Genomic DNA, 19,761 nt, shown 5'->3' with positions numbered 1-19,761 from the left:
GCAGGAAGGCCCATTGCCTTTCTCCTAGCGAACGTCGCGCGCCCTAGCCGCCCTATCGCCAAAAATCCAGCCTGATTCGCCAAAATTCGTACTTCGCCCGATTTTCAGGCTTGACACGTCGGAACAAATAGAGAACTTCACGCAGAGAACAAACATGGTACACCGCTGCAGTCACAGCTCCACTTTGAGGTCAGGTGAAGGCAGGACACCGAGGAGACACGACCATGCTGAGCTTTGCGTTAACCGCCCTTTTTGCGACATGCGGGATTGCCGCGCTGACATCGCTCGCCGATAGCGCGGTCAAGCTGCGCCATGCCTGGGCAGCAATCAGGCGCGAACTCGCCCGCGAGCAAACGGCGCCCACCCCGCTCAACGATTCTGCCGTGGTGGTGTTGCACCATGCGCCCGGGGCCGCCCGGCGCGCGCTAACGCGCTTGCCGTTGCCGTCTGACTCTGGCGTATTTGATCAGGGCCCACGGCATCAGCGCAAGATAGATCACGCAGATCCCCGCCAGTGTCCACCACGGTTCTTGCAACAAGGCACCGAATGCCAGGGCAAAAACGGCAATGACTTCCAGCCGGATGCTGCGCCGCGGACGGATCGATTTCCAGCTGAATGTGGCAACGTTCGAAATCATCATCACCCCGACCGCCGCCAGCCAGATCGATACGAACACCGGGTTGCGAAATTCGACTATGTCGGTCGCGCTCCAGAGATAGAACGGCAGGAAAGCCAGCCCGGCCCCGACCGGGGCAGGCACCCCGGTAAGGAAACCGGCAGATTTGTGCGGCTGGTCATCAGTATCGATCTGGGCGTTGAAACGCGCCAGCCGCAGCGCCGCGCAAATCGCGAAGGCGAGCGAAGCAAACCAGCCAAGACGCGGCAGATCCTGAATCGACCAGAGGTAAAGGATCAACGCGGGCGCGACACCGAAAGAGAGCGAGTCAGCCAGGCTGTCGAGTTCGGCCCCGAAACGCGATTGCGCCTTGAGAAGCCGCGCAATGCGCCCGTCGATCCCGTCAAGCAACCCTGCCAGGATTATGGCATAAACCGCCATGTTCCATTGGCCCGCCATTGCGAAGCGGATTCCGGTAAGCCCTGCAGCCAGCGCGGCAGCAGTGATCGCATTGGGCAGCAGCGCGCGCAGCGAAAGTCCGCCTCTGGTCGTGCCGACGGGAACTTCATCTTCGGTGGCCTTGGGGCCAACGCGCGCCGATCCAGCAGCCACGCTGTCTTCGCGCGGCTCGTCAATCACTGCGAAATACCTTCAAGCAGCTTCTGAGTACCGAGTTCGGCCAGGACGGTCTCGCCCGCAATTACCTTCTGCCCCATCAGCACCTTCGGTGAGGTGCCCAGCGGCAGATAGACGTCAACCCGGCTACCAAAACGGATCAGCCCGACGCGCTGGCCGCTCGCCACGATGTCGCCAGGCTTCACGAAGGGCACTATCCGCCGCGCCACCAGCCCGGCGATCTGCGTGAAGCCGATTTTCAATCCGTCTTGCCGCTGGATAAGCAAGTGCTGCCGTTCGTTCTCTTCACTCGCCTTGTCGAGATCGGCATTCATGAATTTGCCGGGTATATAGACAAGCCGCTCGACCGTTCCGCCAATCGGGGCGCGGTTGATGTGCACATCAAACACGCTCATGAAGATGGAAATGCGCGTCACCGGCCCATCCGGCAGGCCCGGCGCGCCCGAGCCATCCTCTACCCGCAGCTCTGCCGGCGGCTCGACTTCAGTGATCATCGAAACGAGCCCGTCCGCTGGCGCGACAATCACATTGTCGCCCTGCGGCACCACCCGTTCGGGATCGCGGAAGAAAGCGAACACCCCCGCAGAAAGCAGCAGCATTGGCCAACCGATGATTTCCCAATCGAGCAGAATCAGCGGGATGAGGCTCAACCCCACCGCGATCAATCCGAACTTGCGCCCTTCAGGGTGGATCGCCGGCCAGCTCCAGCTGACATCGCCGCGACCCTTGTTATCTAGAATTTCTCCAGCCATGCCCCGCATCTAGGGCCTGCTGCCTGACGCTGCAAGCGAAGCCTTTGCCTCCCGCTCAGGCCGCCTTGCGCACGAATACCGTCCCCGCAGAATAGCCTGCGCCAAAGCTGCAGATCAGCCCCGTGTCGCCCGGCCTCATGTCATCGCTATGCTTGTGGAAAGCGATGATCGAGCCAGCGCTGGAGGTATTGCCATAGGTATCAAGCACGGTGGGGCTTTCATCTTCGCTCGCCTCATGCCCCAGAACCCGGTGTGAAATCAGCCGGTTCATCCCGGCATTGGCCTGGTGCAGCCACAACCTCCGCAGCGCATGCAGATCGATTTCGAGCCGCTGCGCCTCTTCGACAATCATCTGCGCCACCATCGGCACCACTTCCTTGAACACCTTGCGCCCTTCCTGAACGAAGAGCTTGTCTGGCGCGCCTTCGCTTTCAGGGTGCGCCCGGTTGAGGAAGCCGAAATTGTTGCGGATGTTGTTGGAGAATACGGTTTTCAGCCTTGTGCCAAGAATGTCCCAATGTTGTGCCGGCGCGATCGCAGCATCTTCAACCAGCACAGCCGTTGCCACGTCACCGAAGATAAAATGGCTGTCGCGATCACGCCAGTTGAGATGGCCAGAGGTGATTTCCGGGCTCACCACCAGCACGCTTTTCGCATTGCCTGCGCGAATATAGTCCGCCGCTGTCTGGATCCCGAAGGTCGCCGAGGAGCAGGCCACATTCATGTCGAAACCGAAGCCATCGATTCCCAGCGCGTCTTGAATCTCTATCGCCATTGCCGGATATGGCCGCTGCATATTCGAGGCTGCGCACAGCACGGCATCGACATCTTTCGCATCCCGCCCCGCCCGTTCAAGCGCCTGCCGTGCAGCATTCACGCCGATCTCGGCCATGATCGATAGCTCATCATTGCCGCGTTCTCTCCAGCGCGGCGCCATGATTTTCGGATCGAGCACCGGTTCTTTCGCGACCACATGGCGCGCCTTGATTCCGCTGGCCTTTTCGATGAATTCAACCGAACTGGGCGCCAGAGCCTCTATCTCGCCCGCCGCGATCGCATCTGCGTGTTTGGCGTTAAAACGATCGACATAGGCATTGAAGCTGGCAACCAGCTCTTCATTGGTGATGACATCCTCTGGCGTGAACAGGCCAGTCGAGGAAATGACGGGGCGGTACGACATCTGCATGGCGTGGATGGTTAATCCTGCGCGGTCCAATCGGCAAGCCGCGAATGCTCGAGCCACCGCCATGGCAGCGGCGTGTATCTCACATTCGCGAAGAGTGGTGGACAGGGCTGGATTCGAACCAGCGTACGCTTGCGCGGGCAGATTTACAGTCTGCTGCCTTTAACCACTCGGCCACCTGTCCACACCATTCTTGCGGAAAAATAAGGGCCAGATGTGTGGCCCCGCTTGCCGAGAGGCGCCCCTTTGGCGAAGCGGCGCTTGCCTGTCAATGGTGCTGCTGGCAGGGGAGCGGATAGGCAGCACTTTATGGAGATCGGCAATGGCCAAGGGCGAGCGCAAACGCGCGCTCAGAGGACGGGCGGGAAGAATGAAGGGCGGGCGCGGTTCGGGCCGCGCCAGCACCGGGAATGTACGCCTGTGGGGACGCCACGCGGTCGAAGCCGCGCTCAAGAATCCTGAGCGCCAGCATCGCAAGCTCTGGGCAACGCGCGAGGGGATCGACACTCTCGACGGCGAGCTGCCGCCCGATTTCCCGATTGAATATGCCGATGTGCATGACCTTGCCCGGTTGGTGGCGAAGGACGCCCCACATCAAGGCCTGGTGCTCGAATGCGGGCCGCTGGAGGATGTCTTCCTGGATGAAGTAATGGACCGCGAGGCCGCGCGTCCTCTGGTGATCCTTGACCAGGTTACCGATCCGCACAATGTCGGCGCCATCCTGCGTTCTGCCGCGGCCTTCGGCGCGGCGGCGATCGTGACGCAGGACCGGCATGCACCGCCCGAATCGGGCGTGGTTGCCAAATCGGCTTCGGGTGCGCTGGAAGTGGTTCCCTGGGTGCGCGTGGTGAACCTGGCCCGCGCACTGGAGGAAATTGCCGAAGCCGGATACTGGCGCATCGGCCTGACGGGACATGCCGAGGCAACACTTGCAGAAGCGCTGCCTGCCGGCCCGGTGGCGCTGGTGCTGGGCGCGGAGGGTGCCGGCATGAGGCAAAATATCGAGGCGCATTGCGATGCGCTCGCCAGGCTGCCGATCACTCGCGCTGTCGAAAGCCTCAATGTTTCCAATGCCGCCGCAATTGCGCTTTATGCAGTGGCAACGCGATCAAGCTGACACGCCCGAAAGGAACCGCCCATGAATGTCCCCAGCCCAATGTGCTCAGCTGCCGCCGCAATACTGGCGGCGTTTGCGCTGATGCTCACGGGATGCTTCGTCACTCCCGGCAAGTTCACGTCCGAACTGGCGCTTGATCGGAATGGCTCGTTCAGTTTCAGCTATGAAGGCGAGATATTTTTTCTTGGCCTCAGCAAGCTGGCGCAGATGGATGCGGTCAACAAAGAGTTTGAAGCAGATGCTTGCTTCGATGACGAATTCGAACAGCGCGAATGCACACTCAGCGAAATCGAGGAACAGCGCGCGGAATGGGAAGCGCAAGCCGGGGAGCGTGCGGCCAAGGCACAAAAGGAGGCGCAGCAGATGGCGCAGCTGATGGGCGGGATCGATCCGACCGATCCCGAAGCGGCTGAGGAACTGCGCACGCTGCTGTTACGCCACAGGGGCTGGAGCCGGGTCGAGCACAAGGGCGACGGAGTGTTCGACGTCAGCTATTCGGTATCGGGCCAGCTGACTCACGACATGATGTTCCCGGTGATAGAGGGATTCCCCCCGGCCAATCTGTTCGTCGAGGTGGTCCTGCGCGATGACAATGTGGTGCGAGTGATCGCCCCGGCATTTTCGGCACAGGGCGAAGCCAACCCGATGAGTTCGATGATGGGCGGCATGGCCGGGCTGGTGGCCATGGGCGGATCGAAGGGAAAGACCGACGAGCTGCCCAATCTGCCGACTATGGATGGTACCTTCACCATCGTCACCAACGGCCAGATCCTGGCCAATAATACCGATGAGGGCCCAGCCCGCGGCGTGGACGCTTCGCGATTGGTATGGAAAGTCGACCAGCGCAGCCTGGCCGCTCCAACCGCATTGATCAAGCTCGGCAACTGAGCGCCGCGCGCCGGGCAGGCAAAAGAAAACCCCGCCAGGCTAACCTGCGGGGCATTCTTCAAAAATCGGCGCAGCGGCCTTTACCGCAAGCTGCGCCGCCAGATCAATTGACCGCGTCCTTCAGGCCCTTGCCAGCCTTGAACTTTGGCTGATTGGATGCCTTGATCGTCATCGGCTCGCCGGTGCGCGGGTTGCGCCCGGTCGAAGCCTTGCGCTTCGCGACAGAAAAAGTGCCAAAGCCGACCAGCCGGACTTCATCACCGCCAGACAGGGCCGAAGTAATGGTATCGAACACGCCCTCTATCGCGCTCGAAGCATCGCTCTTGGACAGGCCGCTGGCATCGGCAACCGCGCTGATCAGATCATTCTTATTCATTATGGAAATCCCCCGGAACTCGACTGTGGATTTTTGACAGGCTCAAGGCCACTTCGAAAGCGCACAAATTGAGACGTTTTTGGCGGGGCTGTCAAAGGCAAATCGCGCAGAAATGCGTCGTTTCTGGAGAATTCACGGCCAATTTCGATGAACCGTTGGGAACGGCTCGCGAACACCTGCAAATTAACCTTGTCAGATCGCGGCGATGCGAGTGCAGGCGACGCCGAGTCGCTGCACCGCACCATCGAATGCCGTCTGGCATCCAGCCCCTGATCAATGCGCTGTGGGGTGTCCTTCGCCGCTGATACCGCTTGGCGCGGGCTGGCTGGCAAGATCGTCAGCCTCGCTCCATTCGATCGCTTCGAGCGGCTCGGTCAGCGCCAGTTCCAGCACTGCATCGACATGGCTGACCGGAATAATCTCCAGCCCTTCCTTCACATTGTCGGGAATCTCGGCCAGATCCTTCACATTCTCTTCCGGGATGAGCACCGTCTTGATTCCGCCGCGCAATGCCGCGAGCAGCTTTTCCTTGAGCCCGCCAATCGCCAGCACCCTTCCGCGCAATGTTACCTCGCCGGTCATCGCAATGTCGGGGCGCACGGCGATGCCGGTGAGAGCAGACACTATCGATGTCACCATGCCGATGCCCGCGCTCGGCCCATCCTTGGGCACCGCGCCTTCAGGCAGGTGGATGTGGATGTTTCGGCGCTGGAACAGCGAGGGCTTAATGCCATAGGCAGGAGCGCGCGCCTTTACGAAGCTGAATGCAGCCGCGATGCTTTCGCTCATGACCTCGCCCAGCTTGCCGGTTGACTTGATCTCACCCTTGCCCGGCGTGGTCACACTTTCGATGGTCAGCAACTCGCCGCCCACCGAAGTCCAGGCCAGCCCGGTTACCGCGCCAACTTGCGCCTCCTCTTCGGAAACGCCGTGCTTGAACTTGCGCACCCCGGCAAAGTCGCCAAGGTTTTCCGGCGTGATGGTGACGCTGGTCGCTTCCTTCTCCAGGATCTTTCGCAGGCTCTTGCGCGCCAGCCGCGCAATCTCGCGTTCCAGCGTGCGCACCCCGGCCTCGCGCGTGTAATAGCGGATCAGATCCCGCAGGCCTTCCTCGGTCAGCTCGAATTCGCCCTTCTTGAGCCCGTGGGCTTCGATCTGCTTGGCGATCAGGTGACGCTTGGCGATTTCGACCTTCTCGTCTTCGGTATAGCCTTCGAGCCGGATGATCTCCATCCGGTCAAGCAGCGGCTGCGGCAGGTTGAGGCTGTTCGCCGTAGTGACGAACATCACGTCGGACAGGTCAAGATCAAGCTCGAGATAATGGTCCTGGAACGCGCTGTTCTGTTCTGGATCGAGCACTTCAAGCAGCGCCGAAGCGGGATCGCCGCGGAAATCCTGCCCCAGCTTGTCGATTTCATCGAGCAGAAACAGCGGGTTCGAGGTGCCAACCTTCTTGAGGTTGCTCACGATCTTGCCCGGCATCGATCCAATATAGGTGCGGCGATGGCCGCGAATTTCGGCTTCGTCGCGCACCCCGCCCAATGACTGGCGCACGAACTTGCGCCCCGTTGCGCGGGCGATCGACTGGCCAAGCGAGGTTTTGCCTACGCCCGGTGGGCCCACCAGGCACAGGATGGGGCCTTTGAGCCTGTTGGTGCGCGCCTGCACCGCAAGATATTCGATGATCCGTTCCTTGACCTTTTCCAGGCCATAGTGATCGGCATCGAGAATTTCCTGCGCCTTGCCGATATCTTTCTTCAGGCGGCTTTTCTTGCCCCACGGCAAGCCAAGCAGCACATCTAGATAATTGCGGATCACGGTTGCTTCGGCGCTCATCGGCTGCATGCTTTTGAGCTTCTTGAGTTCGGCCTTGGCTTTCGTCCGCGCTTCCTTTGAAAGCTTGGCCTTTTCGATCTTTTCGGTGAGTTCGCTCAGCTCATCAACGTCCTCGCCATTACCCCCGCCCAGTTCGTTCTGAATCGCCTTGAGCTGTTCGTTGAGGTAATATTCGCGCTGGGTTTTCTCCATCTGGCGCTTCACCCGGCCGCGGATCTTGCGTTCGACCTGCAGCACCGAAAGTTCGCCCTCCATGAAGGACATGACCATTTCGAGCCGCTTGAGCGGGTTCGTTTCCGTCAGCAGCGCCTGCTTGTCTGACACCTTGGCGCTGATCCCGGCAGAAATGGTATCGGCCAGTTCACCTGCATCGTCGATATCGCCAATATCGCTTGCGACATCGTCACCCAGATTCTTGTTGAGTTTGGCATATTCGCCGAATTGTTCTGCCACCTGGCGCATCAGGGCGGTAACTTCGCTGCCTGAAACCGTCTCGCTCTCAAGCATCGAGACGTCTGCCACTACATGGTCCTGCCCGGCACGCAGAGCGTGGACGCGGGCACGGGCCGTGCCTTCGACCAGCACACGAACCGTTCCATCAGGCAGCTTCAGCAGCTGGAGCACCTGCGCAACAACACCAATGTCATACAGATCATCGGTTTCGGGATCGTCGCATCCCGGATCAAGCTGGGCAAGCAGGAAGATGTCCTTGCTGGCCTCCATTGCGGCTTCGAGGGCGGCGACCGATTTGTCCCGTCCGACAAACAGCGGCACGACCATGCCGGGAAACACAACGATGTCGCGCAGCGGAAGAAGAGGGTATTCTTGAGTCATATATGTCCGTGGCAGCCATTGGGGCCTGCCTTTGCCGTGAATATGGGTAGCCGGGTCGCGGCTCGCAATGGGGCGCAGCACTGCAACTGTGGATGGGGCGTACCCGGCGCAATTCCTGCCGCTGCCCGGTCAGCCGGGCGGAGTGCGCCCACCGTGTGCATCGAGGATTTCGCGCGCGCGCGCCCTGTCGGCATCCGGGTGCATGACATCGACCGAAACGAACACTTTCCCGCGCTGGATCTGGCGGTCATAGAAGGCGGCGGACACCCCGTCGACATCATGATCGGTCAGCATCTTGGCGATTGCCCCTCCGGTCGCGCCGATTATGCCGCTGATCGAAGCGATCGAGCTGATCGCAGAGCCCGTGATCGCACCGGCCGCCGCCACTGCTCCCACGCCTGGCACGAGCAGGACAGCCAGCCCCAGCAGCGCGCCTGCGACACCGCTGCCAGCGATAACCCCGGTAATGTCCAGTGTGCGGTGCCCTTCGGGCCACTTGGCTTCAGGGTCGCTGAAGTGGCTCGCCCGGCACAGCAGCGAGATCGACTGCCGCGGAAACCCGCCCGCACACAAATCGGCAATCGCTGCCTCGGCCCGTTCGCGGTCGTCGAAAATGGCGGTGACAACATGTTCGCGCGCCGCCTGTTCGCGTCGCAGCGCAGCCTCGAATTCGCTGGCGAACCGCACCCGGTCGCTCTCGGAACGGAACACGATCCGCAATCCCGCCGTTTCATGCAGCCGCTGAACACTGGGCGAATCCGTAGGCTGGAACAACGTCCGCAGCAGCATGTCGGTGGTGGTCGGCCGCAGGAGCTGGTTGGTGCCGCGGTTGATCCATTCCACCGATTGCGGCCGTGGGTGGCTGGCCGCGATATAGTTCACGGCGGTCAGTTCTTCGGCCCTTATGACAAAGGCCGGACCAGGATTCGCTTGCCCGCCCAAGCCCTAGTCGCGGAAGCCGGGATCCACCCGATCCAGCTTGCGGAGCAGCGCTGGCCAGGCAAGCGCATTGGCAACCATTCCAATTCCGGCAGGCGGCGTCTGCGCCTTGACCTTTTCCGGCGTTCCCTGCGGCGGATTGTGCAGCCCGTCACGCCCGGCAGCGAGCATCTTGACCTGCGCATCACAGGCCCGCTCAAGGAAATAGAGCCGCAAGAAACATTCGCCCACGGTCTTGCCGATTGCCAGCGTGCCATGGTTACGCAGGATCATGACGTGCTTGTCCCCCATGTCCTCAACCAGTCGTTCGCGTTCTTCAAGATCGGTCGCGATGCCTTCATACTCGTGATAGGCGATGTCGGAGCGCGCGATCATGCTGGTCTGCGTATGCTCCATCAGCCCGTCGGCCATGGCGCTGACTGCCTGCCCGGCGGGAGTATGAAGATGCATCACCGCATGCGCATCCTCACAATTCATGTGCAGGGCGGAATGGATCGTAAAACCGGCCGGATTGACCGGATGCGAGGTGGGGATAACCGGCTGCCCCTCGACATCGATCTTGACTAGCGAGGACGCGGTGATTTCCTCAAACATCATGTCATAGGGATTGATCAGGAAGTGGTGTTCCGGCCCCGGCACACGGGCCGAAAGATGGGTGAAGATCAGATCATCCCAGCCATACAGCGCAACCAGGCGATAGGCAGCGGCAAGATCAACCCGAACCTGCCATTCCTCGTCGCTGACCTGCGCGCGGATATCCGCATCCGAACCAGAACCATTGTCATTCATCAAAGTTGCCATCGTATCAACTCCCCGATCTCTGTTCGCCAGGTTTATAGCACAGTCGCGCTCAGCCCATGCCTGGCAAATTGAATCCCGGCGGCAGGCCCATCCCGCCCTGAATCTTCTGCATTTCCTCGTTCGATACGCGATCCGCCTTGTCGCGCGCATCGTTGAAGGCTGCGGTGACCAGATCCTCGACCATTTGCTTCTCTTCCGGCTTCATCAGGCTTTCGTCGATCGTCACGCCCAGAATACGGCCCTTGGCGCTGGCCCTTACTTTCGCCAGCCCGCCGCCAGCCTGCCCTTCGACCTCAATCGAATCGAGCTTGGCCTGCATTTCGTTCATCTGGGTCTGGATCGTTTCGGCTGCCTTTTGCGCGGCCTGGATCATCTCTTCCATCGATTTCATTGGGGGTTACCTACTCCATTTGCTTCCACCGGCCCGGGCGATATTCTCGCCCTCACTCAGCAGTTCCGCATCGGGGAACGCTTCAAAAGCGGCCTTGACCAGCGGATGTTCCCGAATTTGTTCTTCACGGGCAAGTTTTGCGGCCTGTTCCTGCTCGCGCAAGGTGGGGGATGCCTCGCCTTCGCCGCGCTCAACCTGCCAGCGCTGGCCGGTCAGCCGGAACAGGCAATCGCGCAGTTCGGGGCCGGGATCTTCGGCCAGTCCCTCGGCGATCTGGTAAACAAGCCGCCCTGCCCCAAGCTCGACCACGCGCATCCAGTCACGCATGAGCTGCGCCAAACGCAATTGCCCGCTGTCTTCAACCTGCTGCACAAGCCCGGCCCAATCCGCCGCCTCCGAATGCGCCCCCTCACCGGGAGCAGAGCCGGCCGGTTGCGATTCCGAAATGCTTGCAGCGGGGGCAACGCCGCGTTCGACCAATGCTTCGATCTGCTTCGCCAATTTGCCCGGATCGGGCATGTCGGCTGCGTGCATCACCCGCAGCAGCGCCATTTGCGCCGAAACCAGCGGATCGGGCGCCTGGCGCACTTCCTCATGACCCTTCAGCAGCAATTGCCACAGGCGGTGAAGCTGCGGTGCTGACAGGCGCTGCGCAAATTCACCCAGCGCCGCCCGCTCCTCGGATGACGGGGCATCGGGTTCCGCCCCCGAGACCTGCGCCAAGGTGATGCGGTGGATCAGATCCATCAAACCGCGCATGAGGGCGATGGGCTCAACCCCCAGCGCATATTGTTCCTCCACCGCATCGAGCAGCGCCTTGGCATCGCCGCCGAGCAGGTGCCCAAGCAAGCGCCGCTGAGCGCTCTTGTCGGCCAGGCCAAGCATGTCGCGCACCCGCGCCGCAGTAACCTTGCCCCCGTCCCCCATATCGGCATGGGCTATCGCTTGGTCGAGGATCGAAAGGCCGTCACGCACCGATCCTTCGGCAGCATTGGCGATGATGTGTAACGCCTCTGCCTCTGCTTCGACCCCTTCCTTGTCGCAAATCAGGGCGAAATGCTGTTGCAGCAGTTCGGACGGGATCCGGCGCAGGTCGAAACGCTGGGTGCGGCTCAGCACCGTGACCGGCAGCTTCTCCACCTCTGTGGTGGCAAAAAGGAATTTCACATGCGCGGGCGGCTCTTCCAGCGTCTTGAGCAAGGCGTTGAAGGCATTGCGGCTGAGCATGTGGACTTCGTCGATGATGTAAATCTTGTAACGCGCCGAAACCGCCGAATAGCGCACCGCCTCGATGATCTCGCGCACATCGTCCACGCCGGTGTGGCTGGCAGCATCCATCTCGATCACATCGATATGGCGCCCTTCAGCAATGGCGATGCACGGCTCGCACTTGCCACAAGGATCGATCGTGGGTCCGCCCTGCCCGTCTGGCCCGACGCAGTTCAATGCCTTGGCAATCAGCCGCGCGGTCGAGGTCTTGCCCACCCCGCGCACGCCGGTCATCAGGAAGGCATGTGCCAGCCGGTCACGCTCGATCGCATTGGCCAGCGTGCGCACCATCGCATCCTGCCCGATCAGCTCGCTGAATGTCTGCGGGCGGTATTTGCGCGCCAGCACACGATAGGGCTGGCTCACGGAAGGTGCGGCCGGCTCGGATTCTGCCGCAGTTACTACACCCGGCTCTGGCGCCGAAGCCGGAGCGGGATCGCCAAACATGGCCGACTGGCCAGCTGCCTCGAGTTCGGCGGCGCTCGCCTTCTCGTCCTCCTGCTCCTGATCCCAGGGCGGGGTATCCGAATTATCCGGTGAATCACCCATGCCTGCTTGCTACGCGCTTGGCGCAGCATTGTCATGCCATCGGACTGCATAAATGCATGGAAAAGGAGCCGGACGTTCTTGCTGAAGAACGGCACCGGCGCAAAAAGCTAAAGGAGCCGGCCGACCCGCTGCCATCCACCTGGGCTGCTTCCTTCCGGACCTGACCCGGTGAGCGGACGCGAACGTCCGACCGACTCCCAGGGCGCATATGGCCGGATGTGAGGCGGATTTCAAGTCACTCGTCATTGCGAGCGCAGCGAGACGAAGTCGGCCAAAGGCCAACCAATCCATGGCCCGTAATGGATTGCCGCGTCGCCCTATCGGGCTCCTCGCAATGACGGGCCTTTACCGGAAATTATCAGCGTAGGCTTGCAGTTTCAGCGCCTTGGGCGGCGTCGCATGGACACGCGCCGCGATGCCGTATTTCTCGGCATAAGCCCTGGCCGCATCCTTGCTCGGAAAGGTCAGCGAAACCTGCGCCTGCGTATCGCCGCTGCCGGTCCAGCCCATCAGCGGATCGGGGCGCCGCGCTTCGGATTGCTCGAATTCGAGCACCCATTCCTGCGTGCGCGCCTTGCCTGACTGCATGGCGTTCTTCGGTCTCTGATAGATTCTCGCGCTCATTTCTGTCGTGTCCCTCAATCGCCGGGCGGCGGACATCCGTCCGCCTTGGCTCCGGCCTAACCGGCCGACGCGCAGTCGCGCTTGCGGTCCGACTACGTCGTACCCGAGACCCCCTAATTCAACTCTCGCTGCGATTGAAGGCGTTTTTGGTCTTGAGGCTGGGTTTTTCCGCCCATGGCTCATCCGGCCAGCGATGTTTGGGATAGCGACCCTTCATGTCCTTTTTCACATCTGCCCAGCTGCCGCGCCAGAAACCCGGCAGATCGCGGGTCGACTGGATCGGGCGGCCTGCCGGGCTGGTAAGCTTGAGCAACAGCGGCATATCCCCCACCATCGGGTGCCGGTCTAGCCCGAACAGCGCCTGCACTCGCACCTCTGCACTGGGCGCATCCTCGCCCGCATAGTCGATTGGATGGTGCGTACCGGCTGGCGACCTAAATTCGCGCGGCGCCGCACGATCGAGCCGCTGGCGGTCATCCCAGTCGAGCTGGCCCAGAACGGCGTCAATGATCCTGCCGCGCGGCAGGTCGAGGTCGCGCCGCCCGTCCAGCAAGGGGCGCAGCCAGACCGGGGCATTGGGTCGCAGAATTTCGAGATCAAGCGCCCGGATGCCTGCAAAATCACCGCGCGCCAGCAGGCCCGCCGGGAGCAGTTCCCCCAGCTTCTCCACCGCTATGTCCACAAGCTTATCCACAATCGCTTCCGGATCGGGATCGGGGTCCGGGCCGCTTGCCAGCGTGATCGCGCCGAGCCGCCTTTCGAGCCGTGCCTCGATCCGATTTTCGTCCTTGTTCCAGCGGATTATCGAGCGTCTCTCGATCCTGCCAGCAAGGTGTTGCTCGATCTCCTGCGCGCTCAATTCGGCGGCGGCGGTGATCCGCGCGCCCTTGGCCTGGCCCTGCGCGTCGCCAATCACCAGCCATTCGGCGCGTGCCAGCGGAGATGCCGCGTCAAGCTGGAACCCCCTGCCCCCTGCCGAAAGCCATTGCTCGCCCGATGCGTCACGGCGTTTGGCCACGAAGTCGGGCCGAGCCAAGGCGAAGAAGATCGCGGGATTGGCGGCTGTACGATCCTTCGCAGGGACTAGTTTTTCCGCCGCACTGGCCCATCGCGCCGCCAGCTTGCGCGATGGGCCAGTGCGGCTTCCACGCTCGCCATTCCTGCGCTGCATCCGCCGCAGCAAGTCCTCTTCGCGTCCACCCAGCCCGCGCTCCTGGAGCAACAGCACCAGTTTCGCCACCTGCCCGGCCTGGCCAGCCTCCGCCCCCAGCAGCACCGCAGCGGCAGACACAGGGTCCATCGGCAAGGACGCAATCCGCTCCCCCTGCGGCGTGATCCGGCCATCGCTATCAAGCGCACCAAGCTGCATCAACTGCGCGCGCCCCGCCGACACCGCAGCCTCGGGCGGCGGGTCAATCCAGGGCAGCGAGGCTGGAACGGCGGTGCCCCATTTCGCCAGCGTCAGCACCAGCGGAGCCAGATCAGCGGTCTCGATTTCAGGAAGGTCGAATGCAGGCCGTCCGGCGTGGCCGTGCTCATCCCACAGGCGATAGGCGACCCCCGGCCCCTGCCGCGCCGCGCGCCCGGCCCTTTGCGCCGCCGCCGCCTGGCTGGCGCGATAGGTCACCAGATGCGTGGTTCCCGCCGCCTTGTCATATTCCGCGTGGCGCGCGAGTCCGCTATCAACCACCACCGATACACCGTCGAGCGTGAGCGAGGTTTCCGCAATCGCCGTCGCCAGCACGATCCGGCGGCGGCCTTCAGGATCGCGCCGGATCGCCGCACGCTGCGCTGCGGGCTCGACCTGTCCATGCAGTGGCAGCACCGGGACGCCGGGCAGCTTCGCCTCCAGTCGTTCGCGGGTGCGCTCGATCTCGCCCACGCCGGGCAGGAAGGCCAGGATGTCGCCTTCTTCCTCGCGCCAGGCCTGCATCACCGCACGGGCCATCGCATCTTCAATCCGCGCATCGGGCGATGCGCCGAGCCAGCGAATTTCGAGCGGATAGGCCCGGCCCTCGCTTTCGACCACCTGCGTGTCCTCGCCCAGCAGCTGCGCGAAGCGCGCCCCGTCAATCGTTGCGCTCATCACCAGCACGCGCAGGTCTTCACGCAGAACCGCCCGGCTCTCGAGTGCAAGCGCAAGCCCCAGATCGCTGTCGAGGTGGCGTTCATGCGCCTCGTCGAACAGCACTGCGCTGATGCCGGACAATTCCGGGTCCTCGACGATCCGATTAACGAAGATCGCTTCGGTCACCACGAGAATGCGGGTTCTGGCAGAAGTCTTGCTGTCGAGCCGGGTCAAGTAGCCTACGGTCTCTCCGGGCTTTTCGCCCAGCATTTCTGCCATGCGTTCGGCTGCGGCACGCGCGGCAACCCTGCGCGGGCTGGTGAGGATGATCTGGCCGCTGCGCCACGGCTGATCGAGCAATGCGGGGGCCACCGCCGTGGTCTTGCCCGCACCGGGCGGCGCAACCAGCACCGCTGCGCCGCCATCGGCCAGCGCGCCGAGCACCTGCGGCATCACGGCGTTGATCGGAAGCTCGCTCATGGCCTTGCCATGCCGCATCCTATCCCATCGGGTAAGGGATTTCTCGCGAGACCTTGTTGATCGCCTTGAGCGTATCCTCACCCAGCACGATATCGGCGGCGGCCAGGATCGGATCGAGCTGGTCGAAACAAGACACGCCGACAATCGTGGAAGCGACAAAATCGTGTTGCTTCGACCATGCAACCGCCATGGTCACCGGATCGAGCCCGGCCTCCTCGGCGATTTGCGCATAGCGCGCCGTCGATTCGAGCGAACGTTCGTTGACGAAGCGCCGGCCCATTTCCGCCTGCCGCCCTTCCATGCCAAGATAGCGGCTGAACCGCGCACCCTCGGGCCGCGCGCCGCCATTGTACTTGCCCGAGAGCACCCCGCCGGCGATTGGCGAATAGGGTATCAGGCTGACCCCTTCCTTGCGGCAGACCTGCTTCAGCTCGTCTTCGAACCGCCGGTTGTTGAGGCTGAAATTGTTCTGGATCGTCTGGTAACGCGCAGTTCCCAACCGCTCGGCCGCGGCAATGGACTTCATCAGGCCCCAGCTTGTCTCGTTCGAGCAGCCGGTGATACGGACCTTGCCCGCACGCACAAGCTCGTCGAGCACTTCCATCGTCTCGTCATAAGGTGTGTCGTGATCGGGCCAGTGGGTCTGGTAGAGGTCAATATAGTCCGTGCCGAGCCGCTTCAGGCTCTCCTCCACCGCGACCATGATATTGCGCCGGTCGAGCGCGGTCATTCCCGCACGTTTGGGGCTGCGAAACCAAACATGGCTGGGGCCGGAAACCTTGGTCGCCAGGATGATGGCATCGCGCGGCTTGGTCTTGAGCCATTTGCCGACGATGTCTTCTGTCCGCCCCACCCATTTGGTGTCAGGCGGCACCGGATAACCTTCTGCTGTATCGTAGAAATCGATCCCGGCATCGAAACAGGCGTCGAGAATCCGCAGCGCCTCGGCCTCGTCGGTCTGGCTGCCAAAGGTCATGGTGCCCATGCAGATGTCCGACACGACGATTGCTGATGAGCCCAAGCGGCGATGCTGCATATTCAATCTCCAGGGAAAAGTGGCGGGCCCTAATAACCCCGCGCGACCGCGAACTGTGCCGCTTCGGCCAACGCCTGACGCGCCTTGCTGTCCGGGAAAATCGAAATCGCGTCTATGGCGCGCTGGGCAAAATGGCGGGCACGTTCGCGCGTATCTGCAACTGCATTGTGCCGTGCCATCAGCTCGATGGCATGGCCCAGGTCCGCATCGGATGAGCGGTGGCCCAGGATCGCGTCTTTCCAGAACTTGCGCTCCGGCTCGCCTCCGCGAGCATAGGCCAGGATAACCGGCAGCGTCATCTTGCCTTCACGGAAATCGTCACCCTGGTCCTTGCCCATTTGTGCCGCGTCCGCATCATAATCGAGTGCATCGTCGACCAGCTGGAATGCCACGCCCAGATTGCGGCCGTAATCCTCGAGCGCGCGCTCCTGCTCGTGACCGCATTCGGCCACTACCGCACTGATCTGGCTGGCAGCCGCGAACAGCGCGGCGGTCTTGGCGCCGATGATCTGGAGATAGCGCTCTTCGCTGGTTTCAATCTGCCGTTGCGCAGACAATTGCGACACTTCGCCCTCGGCGATCACGGCGCTGGCATGGCTCAGAATCTTGAGCACGCGCAGCGATCCGTCCTCGGTCATCAGTTCGAAAGCGCGGCTGAACAGGAAATCGCCCACCAGCACCGTGGCCGGATTGCCGAAAATGATATTGGCTGCCGCCTTGCCCCGCCTGAGCTCGCTGCCGTCCACCACATCGTCATGCAGCAGCGTTGCTGTATGGATGAACTCGACCGCGGCGGCGAGCTTGTGGTGACGCGTGCCCTCGTAGCCAACCAGCGCCGCACCCGCGAGCGTCAGCATCGGCCTCAACCGTTTGCCGCCGCCGGAAATCAGATGTCCTGCCAGCGCCGGTATCAATGGAATCTCGCTCTGCATCCTCTCAAGGATCACGGAATTGACCGCGTTCATGCCGCCTGCCGTCAGCGACAGCATCGGTTCCAGCGAAGGCTGCTTGCGGGGGAGAGGGACGACCTCGGCACTCATGCTGCGGCCATGGCGCTCGCAAGCCTGCTTGGCAAGCGTGGATTTGCTGCTAGCAATGGCGACCTATGTCGAGCCAGCCACCCTACTCCAGTGATGGCGATGCCGCTTCCGGCAGCGCCCCCGATCCGGTTCTTGCCAGTTTCCGCAAGAGCATCGACAATATCGATGCCGCGCTGATCCATATGCTGGCTGAACGATTCCGCATCACCCAGGCAGTGGGTGAATACAAGGCGAAGGTGACCCTGCCCCCGGCAGACCCGGCGCGCGAGGAAAGGCAGATCGCGCGGCTGCGCAAGCTATCCGAAGAGGCCAATCTCGATCCAGAGTTCAGCGAGAAATTCCTGCGTTTCATCATTGATGAGGTGATCCGCCACCACGAAAAGGCGCAATCCCGGCAGAATTGATGCCAACCGGCCGAACTGAATCGGTTGCGGATCGGGTATAAGGGATTGCCCGGGCACTGCCTTCTGTCTTTTGCGGTCGTTTTCCTTTAATGCGCTGAGCGTGGAAAAGAAGCTGCCAGATTTGGCGGCGCACACGCATACGGGAAGACGTGCTGCTGCGCGCCTAAGGCTTTACATGCCGGCTCGCCTGGTCCTTGTCGACGGGGCGCTTCCTTGTATCCTGGAAAATATATCGCAGACCGGCGCCAGGATAGTCATTCAGAAAACACGACCGATCAGCCAGAGCGGCATTCTGCAATGCCCGCCGCTTGACGCCTTTTTCGATCGCGTATGGGCACATGGCGTCAGGATCGGCGTTACTTTCGAAGAACCCGTCCCGGCTGAAACCTTGCATGCACTGCGCCAATTGCATGATAATTACGATTCAATGTCACAACAGGAAATGCTGCGCACGGCACGCGCGTGGGTTCGCGGAGATTTGAGTTAGCATCATCCCCCGGCGCCTGCTGCCCGCGGCAATGACAGCTTCACCAGCAAACCGCCCAGATCCTCGCTATCGTCAAGCTCAACCGAACCGCCATAGATCTCTGCCACGTCGCGCACGATCGCAAGCCCCAGCCCTGTGCCGGGTTTGCCGGTGTCAAGCCGGGCACCGCGCACAAAGATTTCCTCGCGCTTTTCCGGTGGAATGCCCTTGCCATCATCTTCCACCCAGATCGAGCATACAGGCGCGTCAGGATCTTCATCGACCGTCACGAACACGCTGCCGCCGCCATACTTGGCCGCATTCTCGATCAGATTGCCCAGAATTTCGTCAAGGTCCTGTCGCTCGATTGCCACCAGCGCCTGGCGATTGCCGGCAATGTCGACGCGAACTTCCGGGTAGAGCCGCTCGACCGCGCGGCGAACCGCCTCGGCGCTTTCGCATACCGGCGTGCGCGCACGCCCGATCGCGCGTCGCCCCACTGCCCTCGCCCGCGCCAGATGGTGATCAACATGGCGGCGCATGGTGCGCGCTTCGCGGATCACCGTTTCGGCGAGGTCGGGCGCATGTGCGGTCGCGGCATTGTTGACTACGGTCAGCGGGGTCTTGAGTGCATGCGCAAGATTGCCGGCATGGGTGCGCGCTTCCTCGGCCTGGCGCTCGGAATGTTCGAGCAACTCGTTCAATTCCTGCACCAGTGGTTGCACCTCCTCGGGAAGTGGTTCGGAAATCCGGTTCGCCCCGGTGGTTCGCAATTTCTGAATCGCCGCGCGCACGCGCCGCAAGGGCGACAGGCCATAGCGTATCTGGAACAGTGCCATCAGGAAAAGGCCGAGTCCGAGCACCGCGAAACTCCATGCCAGTATTGCACGGATTCTGGCGATCTGATCGTCCAGATCTTCCGTCGCGGAAGCCACCGCGAAGGACCAGCGTGTTTCGCTGCCTGGCAGGATCACAGTACGCTCAGCCATTCGCAGCGGTTCACCCGCAAACTGGTTTGAATCGTAAAAGTGCGCTTCGTTGTCGATGTGGTCGCCGCGCAGGCTGAGCGTGCGATCCCACAGGCTGCGCGAGGGCCATGGCTCGAACCCGTCGCCGGTGATCTGCCAGTAAAGCCCGCTGTTGGGTTCAAGGAAGCGCTGGTCGCCCAGCGTGCGGTAGAAGAACACCTCGCCATCAGGCCCGATTTCCGCCGAGGCGATCATCGCGGTCAGCATGTATTCGAGCTGTTCGTCAAAATTGCGCGAGACGAGGCTGGTGAGCGTGCGATCGAGCGCAACGCCGCCAAGCAGCAACAAAACCGCAATCCACCCCGCCGCGATCAGCGCCATGCGCCTGGCCAGGCTGCCTTGGCCCGCGACAAGCGGCACTGCTTGCGGAATGTCAGCCGGAGCTGGCCGGATAACCGGCTGCGGCGCGGGGGGCACTGTTCCCTCC

Annotated in this window: 18 protein-coding genes, 1 tRNA gene and 1 other RNA gene; 4 read left to right on the top strand and 16 right to left on the bottom strand. The window is 62.1% G+C overall.

The window, feature by feature from the left end; translation table 11 throughout:
• Nucleotides 1–425: 425 nt before the first annotated feature.
• The 4 genes from pssA to ACX2DJ_RS07430 form a co-directional block, all read right to left on the bottom strand.
• Nucleotides 426–1,256: a CDP-diacylglycerol--serine O-phosphatidyltransferase gene (pssA, locus tag ACX2DJ_RS07445; protein ID WP_462571832.1), complete on the bottom strand. Its 831-nt coding sequence runs from the start codon at nucleotides 1,254–1,256 to the stop codon at nucleotides 426–428.
• Entirely contained in the window at nucleotides 1,253–2,005 is a 753-nt protein-coding gene (locus ACX2DJ_RS07440) for a phosphatidylserine decarboxylase (RefSeq protein ID WP_462571831.1), read from the bottom strand. The genes pssA and ACX2DJ_RS07440 overlap by 4 nt, the downstream gene beginning before the upstream one ends.
• 55 nt (nucleotides 2,006–2,060) lie before the next feature.
• The gene (locus ACX2DJ_RS07435; RefSeq protein ID WP_462571830.1) at nucleotides 2,061–3,191 is read right to left on the bottom strand and encodes a beta-ketoacyl-ACP synthase III; all 1,131 of its coding nucleotides are present in this window, start codon (nucleotides 3,189–3,191) and stop codon (nucleotides 2,061–2,063) included.
• A 95-nt stretch (nucleotides 3,192–3,286) separates the two neighbouring features.
• Nucleotides 3,287–3,372 (bottom strand) — tRNA-Tyr (locus ACX2DJ_RS07430).
• Nucleotides 3,373–3,510: 138 nt separating this feature from the next.
• Between ACX2DJ_RS07430 and rlmB the strand changes: the two genes are divergently transcribed.
• Nucleotides 3,511–4,305: a 23S rRNA (guanosine(2251)-2'-O)-methyltransferase RlmB gene (gene rlmB, locus ACX2DJ_RS07425; RefSeq protein WP_462571829.1), complete on the top strand. Its 795-nt coding sequence runs from the start codon at nucleotides 3,511–3,513 to the stop codon at nucleotides 4,303–4,305.
• Nucleotides 4,306–4,326: 21 nt separating this feature from the next.
• A complete protein-coding gene (locus ACX2DJ_RS07420) occupies nucleotides 4,327–5,193 on the top strand; it encodes a hypothetical protein (RefSeq protein WP_462571828.1) in 867 nt (288 codons plus the stop codon).
• 103 nt (nucleotides 5,194–5,296) lie between these two features.
• Here ACX2DJ_RS07420 and ACX2DJ_RS07415 read toward each other — a convergent pair whose 3' ends face one another.
• The 11 genes from ACX2DJ_RS07415 to ACX2DJ_RS07365 all read right to left on the bottom strand — a co-directional run bounded on the left by ACX2DJ_RS07415 (nucleotide 5,297) and on the right by ACX2DJ_RS07365 (nucleotide 17,436).
• Nucleotides 5,297–5,569, bottom strand: coding sequence for an HU family DNA-binding protein (locus ACX2DJ_RS07415; protein ID WP_462571827.1), 273 nt, complete (start codon nucleotides 5,567–5,569; stop codon nucleotides 5,297–5,299).
• Nucleotides 5,570–5,842: 273 nt separating this feature from the next.
• Nucleotides 5,843–8,239, bottom strand: a complete 2,397-nt coding sequence (lon, locus tag ACX2DJ_RS07410; protein WP_462571826.1) for an endopeptidase La — start codon at nucleotides 8,237–8,239, stop codon at nucleotides 5,843–5,845.
• Between the two features lie 129 nt (nucleotides 8,240–8,368).
• Complete coding sequence (locus ACX2DJ_RS07405; protein WP_462571825.1) at nucleotides 8,369–9,121, bottom strand: hypothetical protein; 753 nt, start codon at nucleotides 9,119–9,121, stop codon at nucleotides 8,369–8,371.
• A gap of 63 nt (nucleotides 9,122–9,184) precedes the next feature.
• On the bottom strand, nucleotides 9,185–9,979 hold the full coding sequence (locus ACX2DJ_RS07400; protein WP_462571824.1) for a class II aldolase/adducin family protein: 795 nt from the start codon (nucleotides 9,977–9,979) through the stop codon (nucleotides 9,185–9,187).
• 49 nt (nucleotides 9,980–10,028) lie between these two features.
• On the bottom strand, nucleotides 10,029–10,370 hold the full coding sequence (locus ACX2DJ_RS07395; RefSeq protein ID WP_462571823.1) for a YbaB/EbfC family nucleoid-associated protein: 342 nt from the start codon (nucleotides 10,368–10,370) through the stop codon (nucleotides 10,029–10,031).
• A gap of 6 nt (nucleotides 10,371–10,376) precedes the next feature.
• Nucleotides 10,377–12,188, bottom strand: a complete 1,812-nt coding sequence (locus ACX2DJ_RS07390) for a DNA polymerase III subunit gamma/tau (RefSeq protein WP_462571822.1) — start codon at nucleotides 12,186–12,188, stop codon at nucleotides 10,377–10,379.
• A 106-nt stretch (nucleotides 12,189–12,294) separates the two neighbouring features.
• Nucleotides 12,295–12,389, bottom strand: an RNA gene (gene ffs, locus ACX2DJ_RS07385) — signal recognition particle sRNA small type.
• 144 nt (nucleotides 12,390–12,533) lie between these two features.
• Nucleotides 12,534–12,812 carry an ETC complex I subunit gene (locus ACX2DJ_RS07380; RefSeq protein WP_462571821.1) on the bottom strand — a complete coding sequence of 93 codons (279 nt, stop codon included), beginning with the start codon at nucleotides 12,810–12,812 and terminating at the stop codon, nucleotides 12,534–12,536.
• Nucleotides 12,813–12,930: 118 nt separating this feature from the next.
• The gene (gene hrpB, locus ACX2DJ_RS07375) at nucleotides 12,931–15,360 is read right to left on the bottom strand and encodes an ATP-dependent helicase HrpB (RefSeq protein ID WP_462571820.1); all 2,430 of its coding nucleotides are present in this window, start codon (nucleotides 15,358–15,360) and stop codon (nucleotides 12,931–12,933) included.
• 19 nt (nucleotides 15,361–15,379) lie between these two features.
• Nucleotides 15,380–16,396, bottom strand: coding sequence for an aldo/keto reductase (locus ACX2DJ_RS07370; protein WP_462571819.1), 1,017 nt, complete (start codon nucleotides 16,394–16,396; stop codon nucleotides 15,380–15,382).
• Between the two features lie 29 nt (nucleotides 16,397–16,425).
• On the bottom strand, nucleotides 16,426–17,436 hold the full coding sequence (locus ACX2DJ_RS07365) for a polyprenyl synthetase family protein (protein WP_462571818.1): 1,011 nt from the start codon (nucleotides 17,434–17,436) through the stop codon (nucleotides 16,426–16,428).
• Nucleotides 17,437–17,501: 65 nt separating this feature from the next.
• On the opposite strand from ACX2DJ_RS07365, the gene ACX2DJ_RS07360 reads away from it, so the two are divergent.
• Both ACX2DJ_RS07360 and ACX2DJ_RS07355 read left to right on the top strand, forming a co-directional pair.
• A complete protein-coding gene (locus tag ACX2DJ_RS07360) occupies nucleotides 17,502–17,840 on the top strand; it encodes a chorismate mutase (protein WP_462571817.1) in 339 nt (112 codons plus the stop codon).
• A 100-nt stretch (nucleotides 17,841–17,940) separates the two neighbouring features.
• Complete coding sequence (locus ACX2DJ_RS07355; RefSeq protein ID WP_462571816.1) at nucleotides 17,941–18,327, top strand: PilZ domain-containing protein; 387 nt, start codon at nucleotides 17,941–17,943, stop codon at nucleotides 18,325–18,327.
• Between the two features lie 2 nt (nucleotides 18,328–18,329).
• On the opposite strand, the gene ACX2DJ_RS07350 is transcribed toward ACX2DJ_RS07355, so the two are convergent.
• The gene (locus tag ACX2DJ_RS07350) at nucleotides 18,330–19,655 is read right to left on the bottom strand and encodes a sensor histidine kinase (protein WP_462572567.1); all 1,326 of its coding nucleotides are present in this window, start codon (nucleotides 19,653–19,655) and stop codon (nucleotides 18,330–18,332) included.
• Nucleotides 19,656–19,761 lie beyond the last annotated feature (106 nt).

Source organism: Altererythrobacter chaiwopuensis (assembly GCF_054957755.1).
The sequence above is the reverse complement of the archived record's forward strand: the minus strand, read 5'-3'. Positions and strand labels throughout refer to the sequence as shown.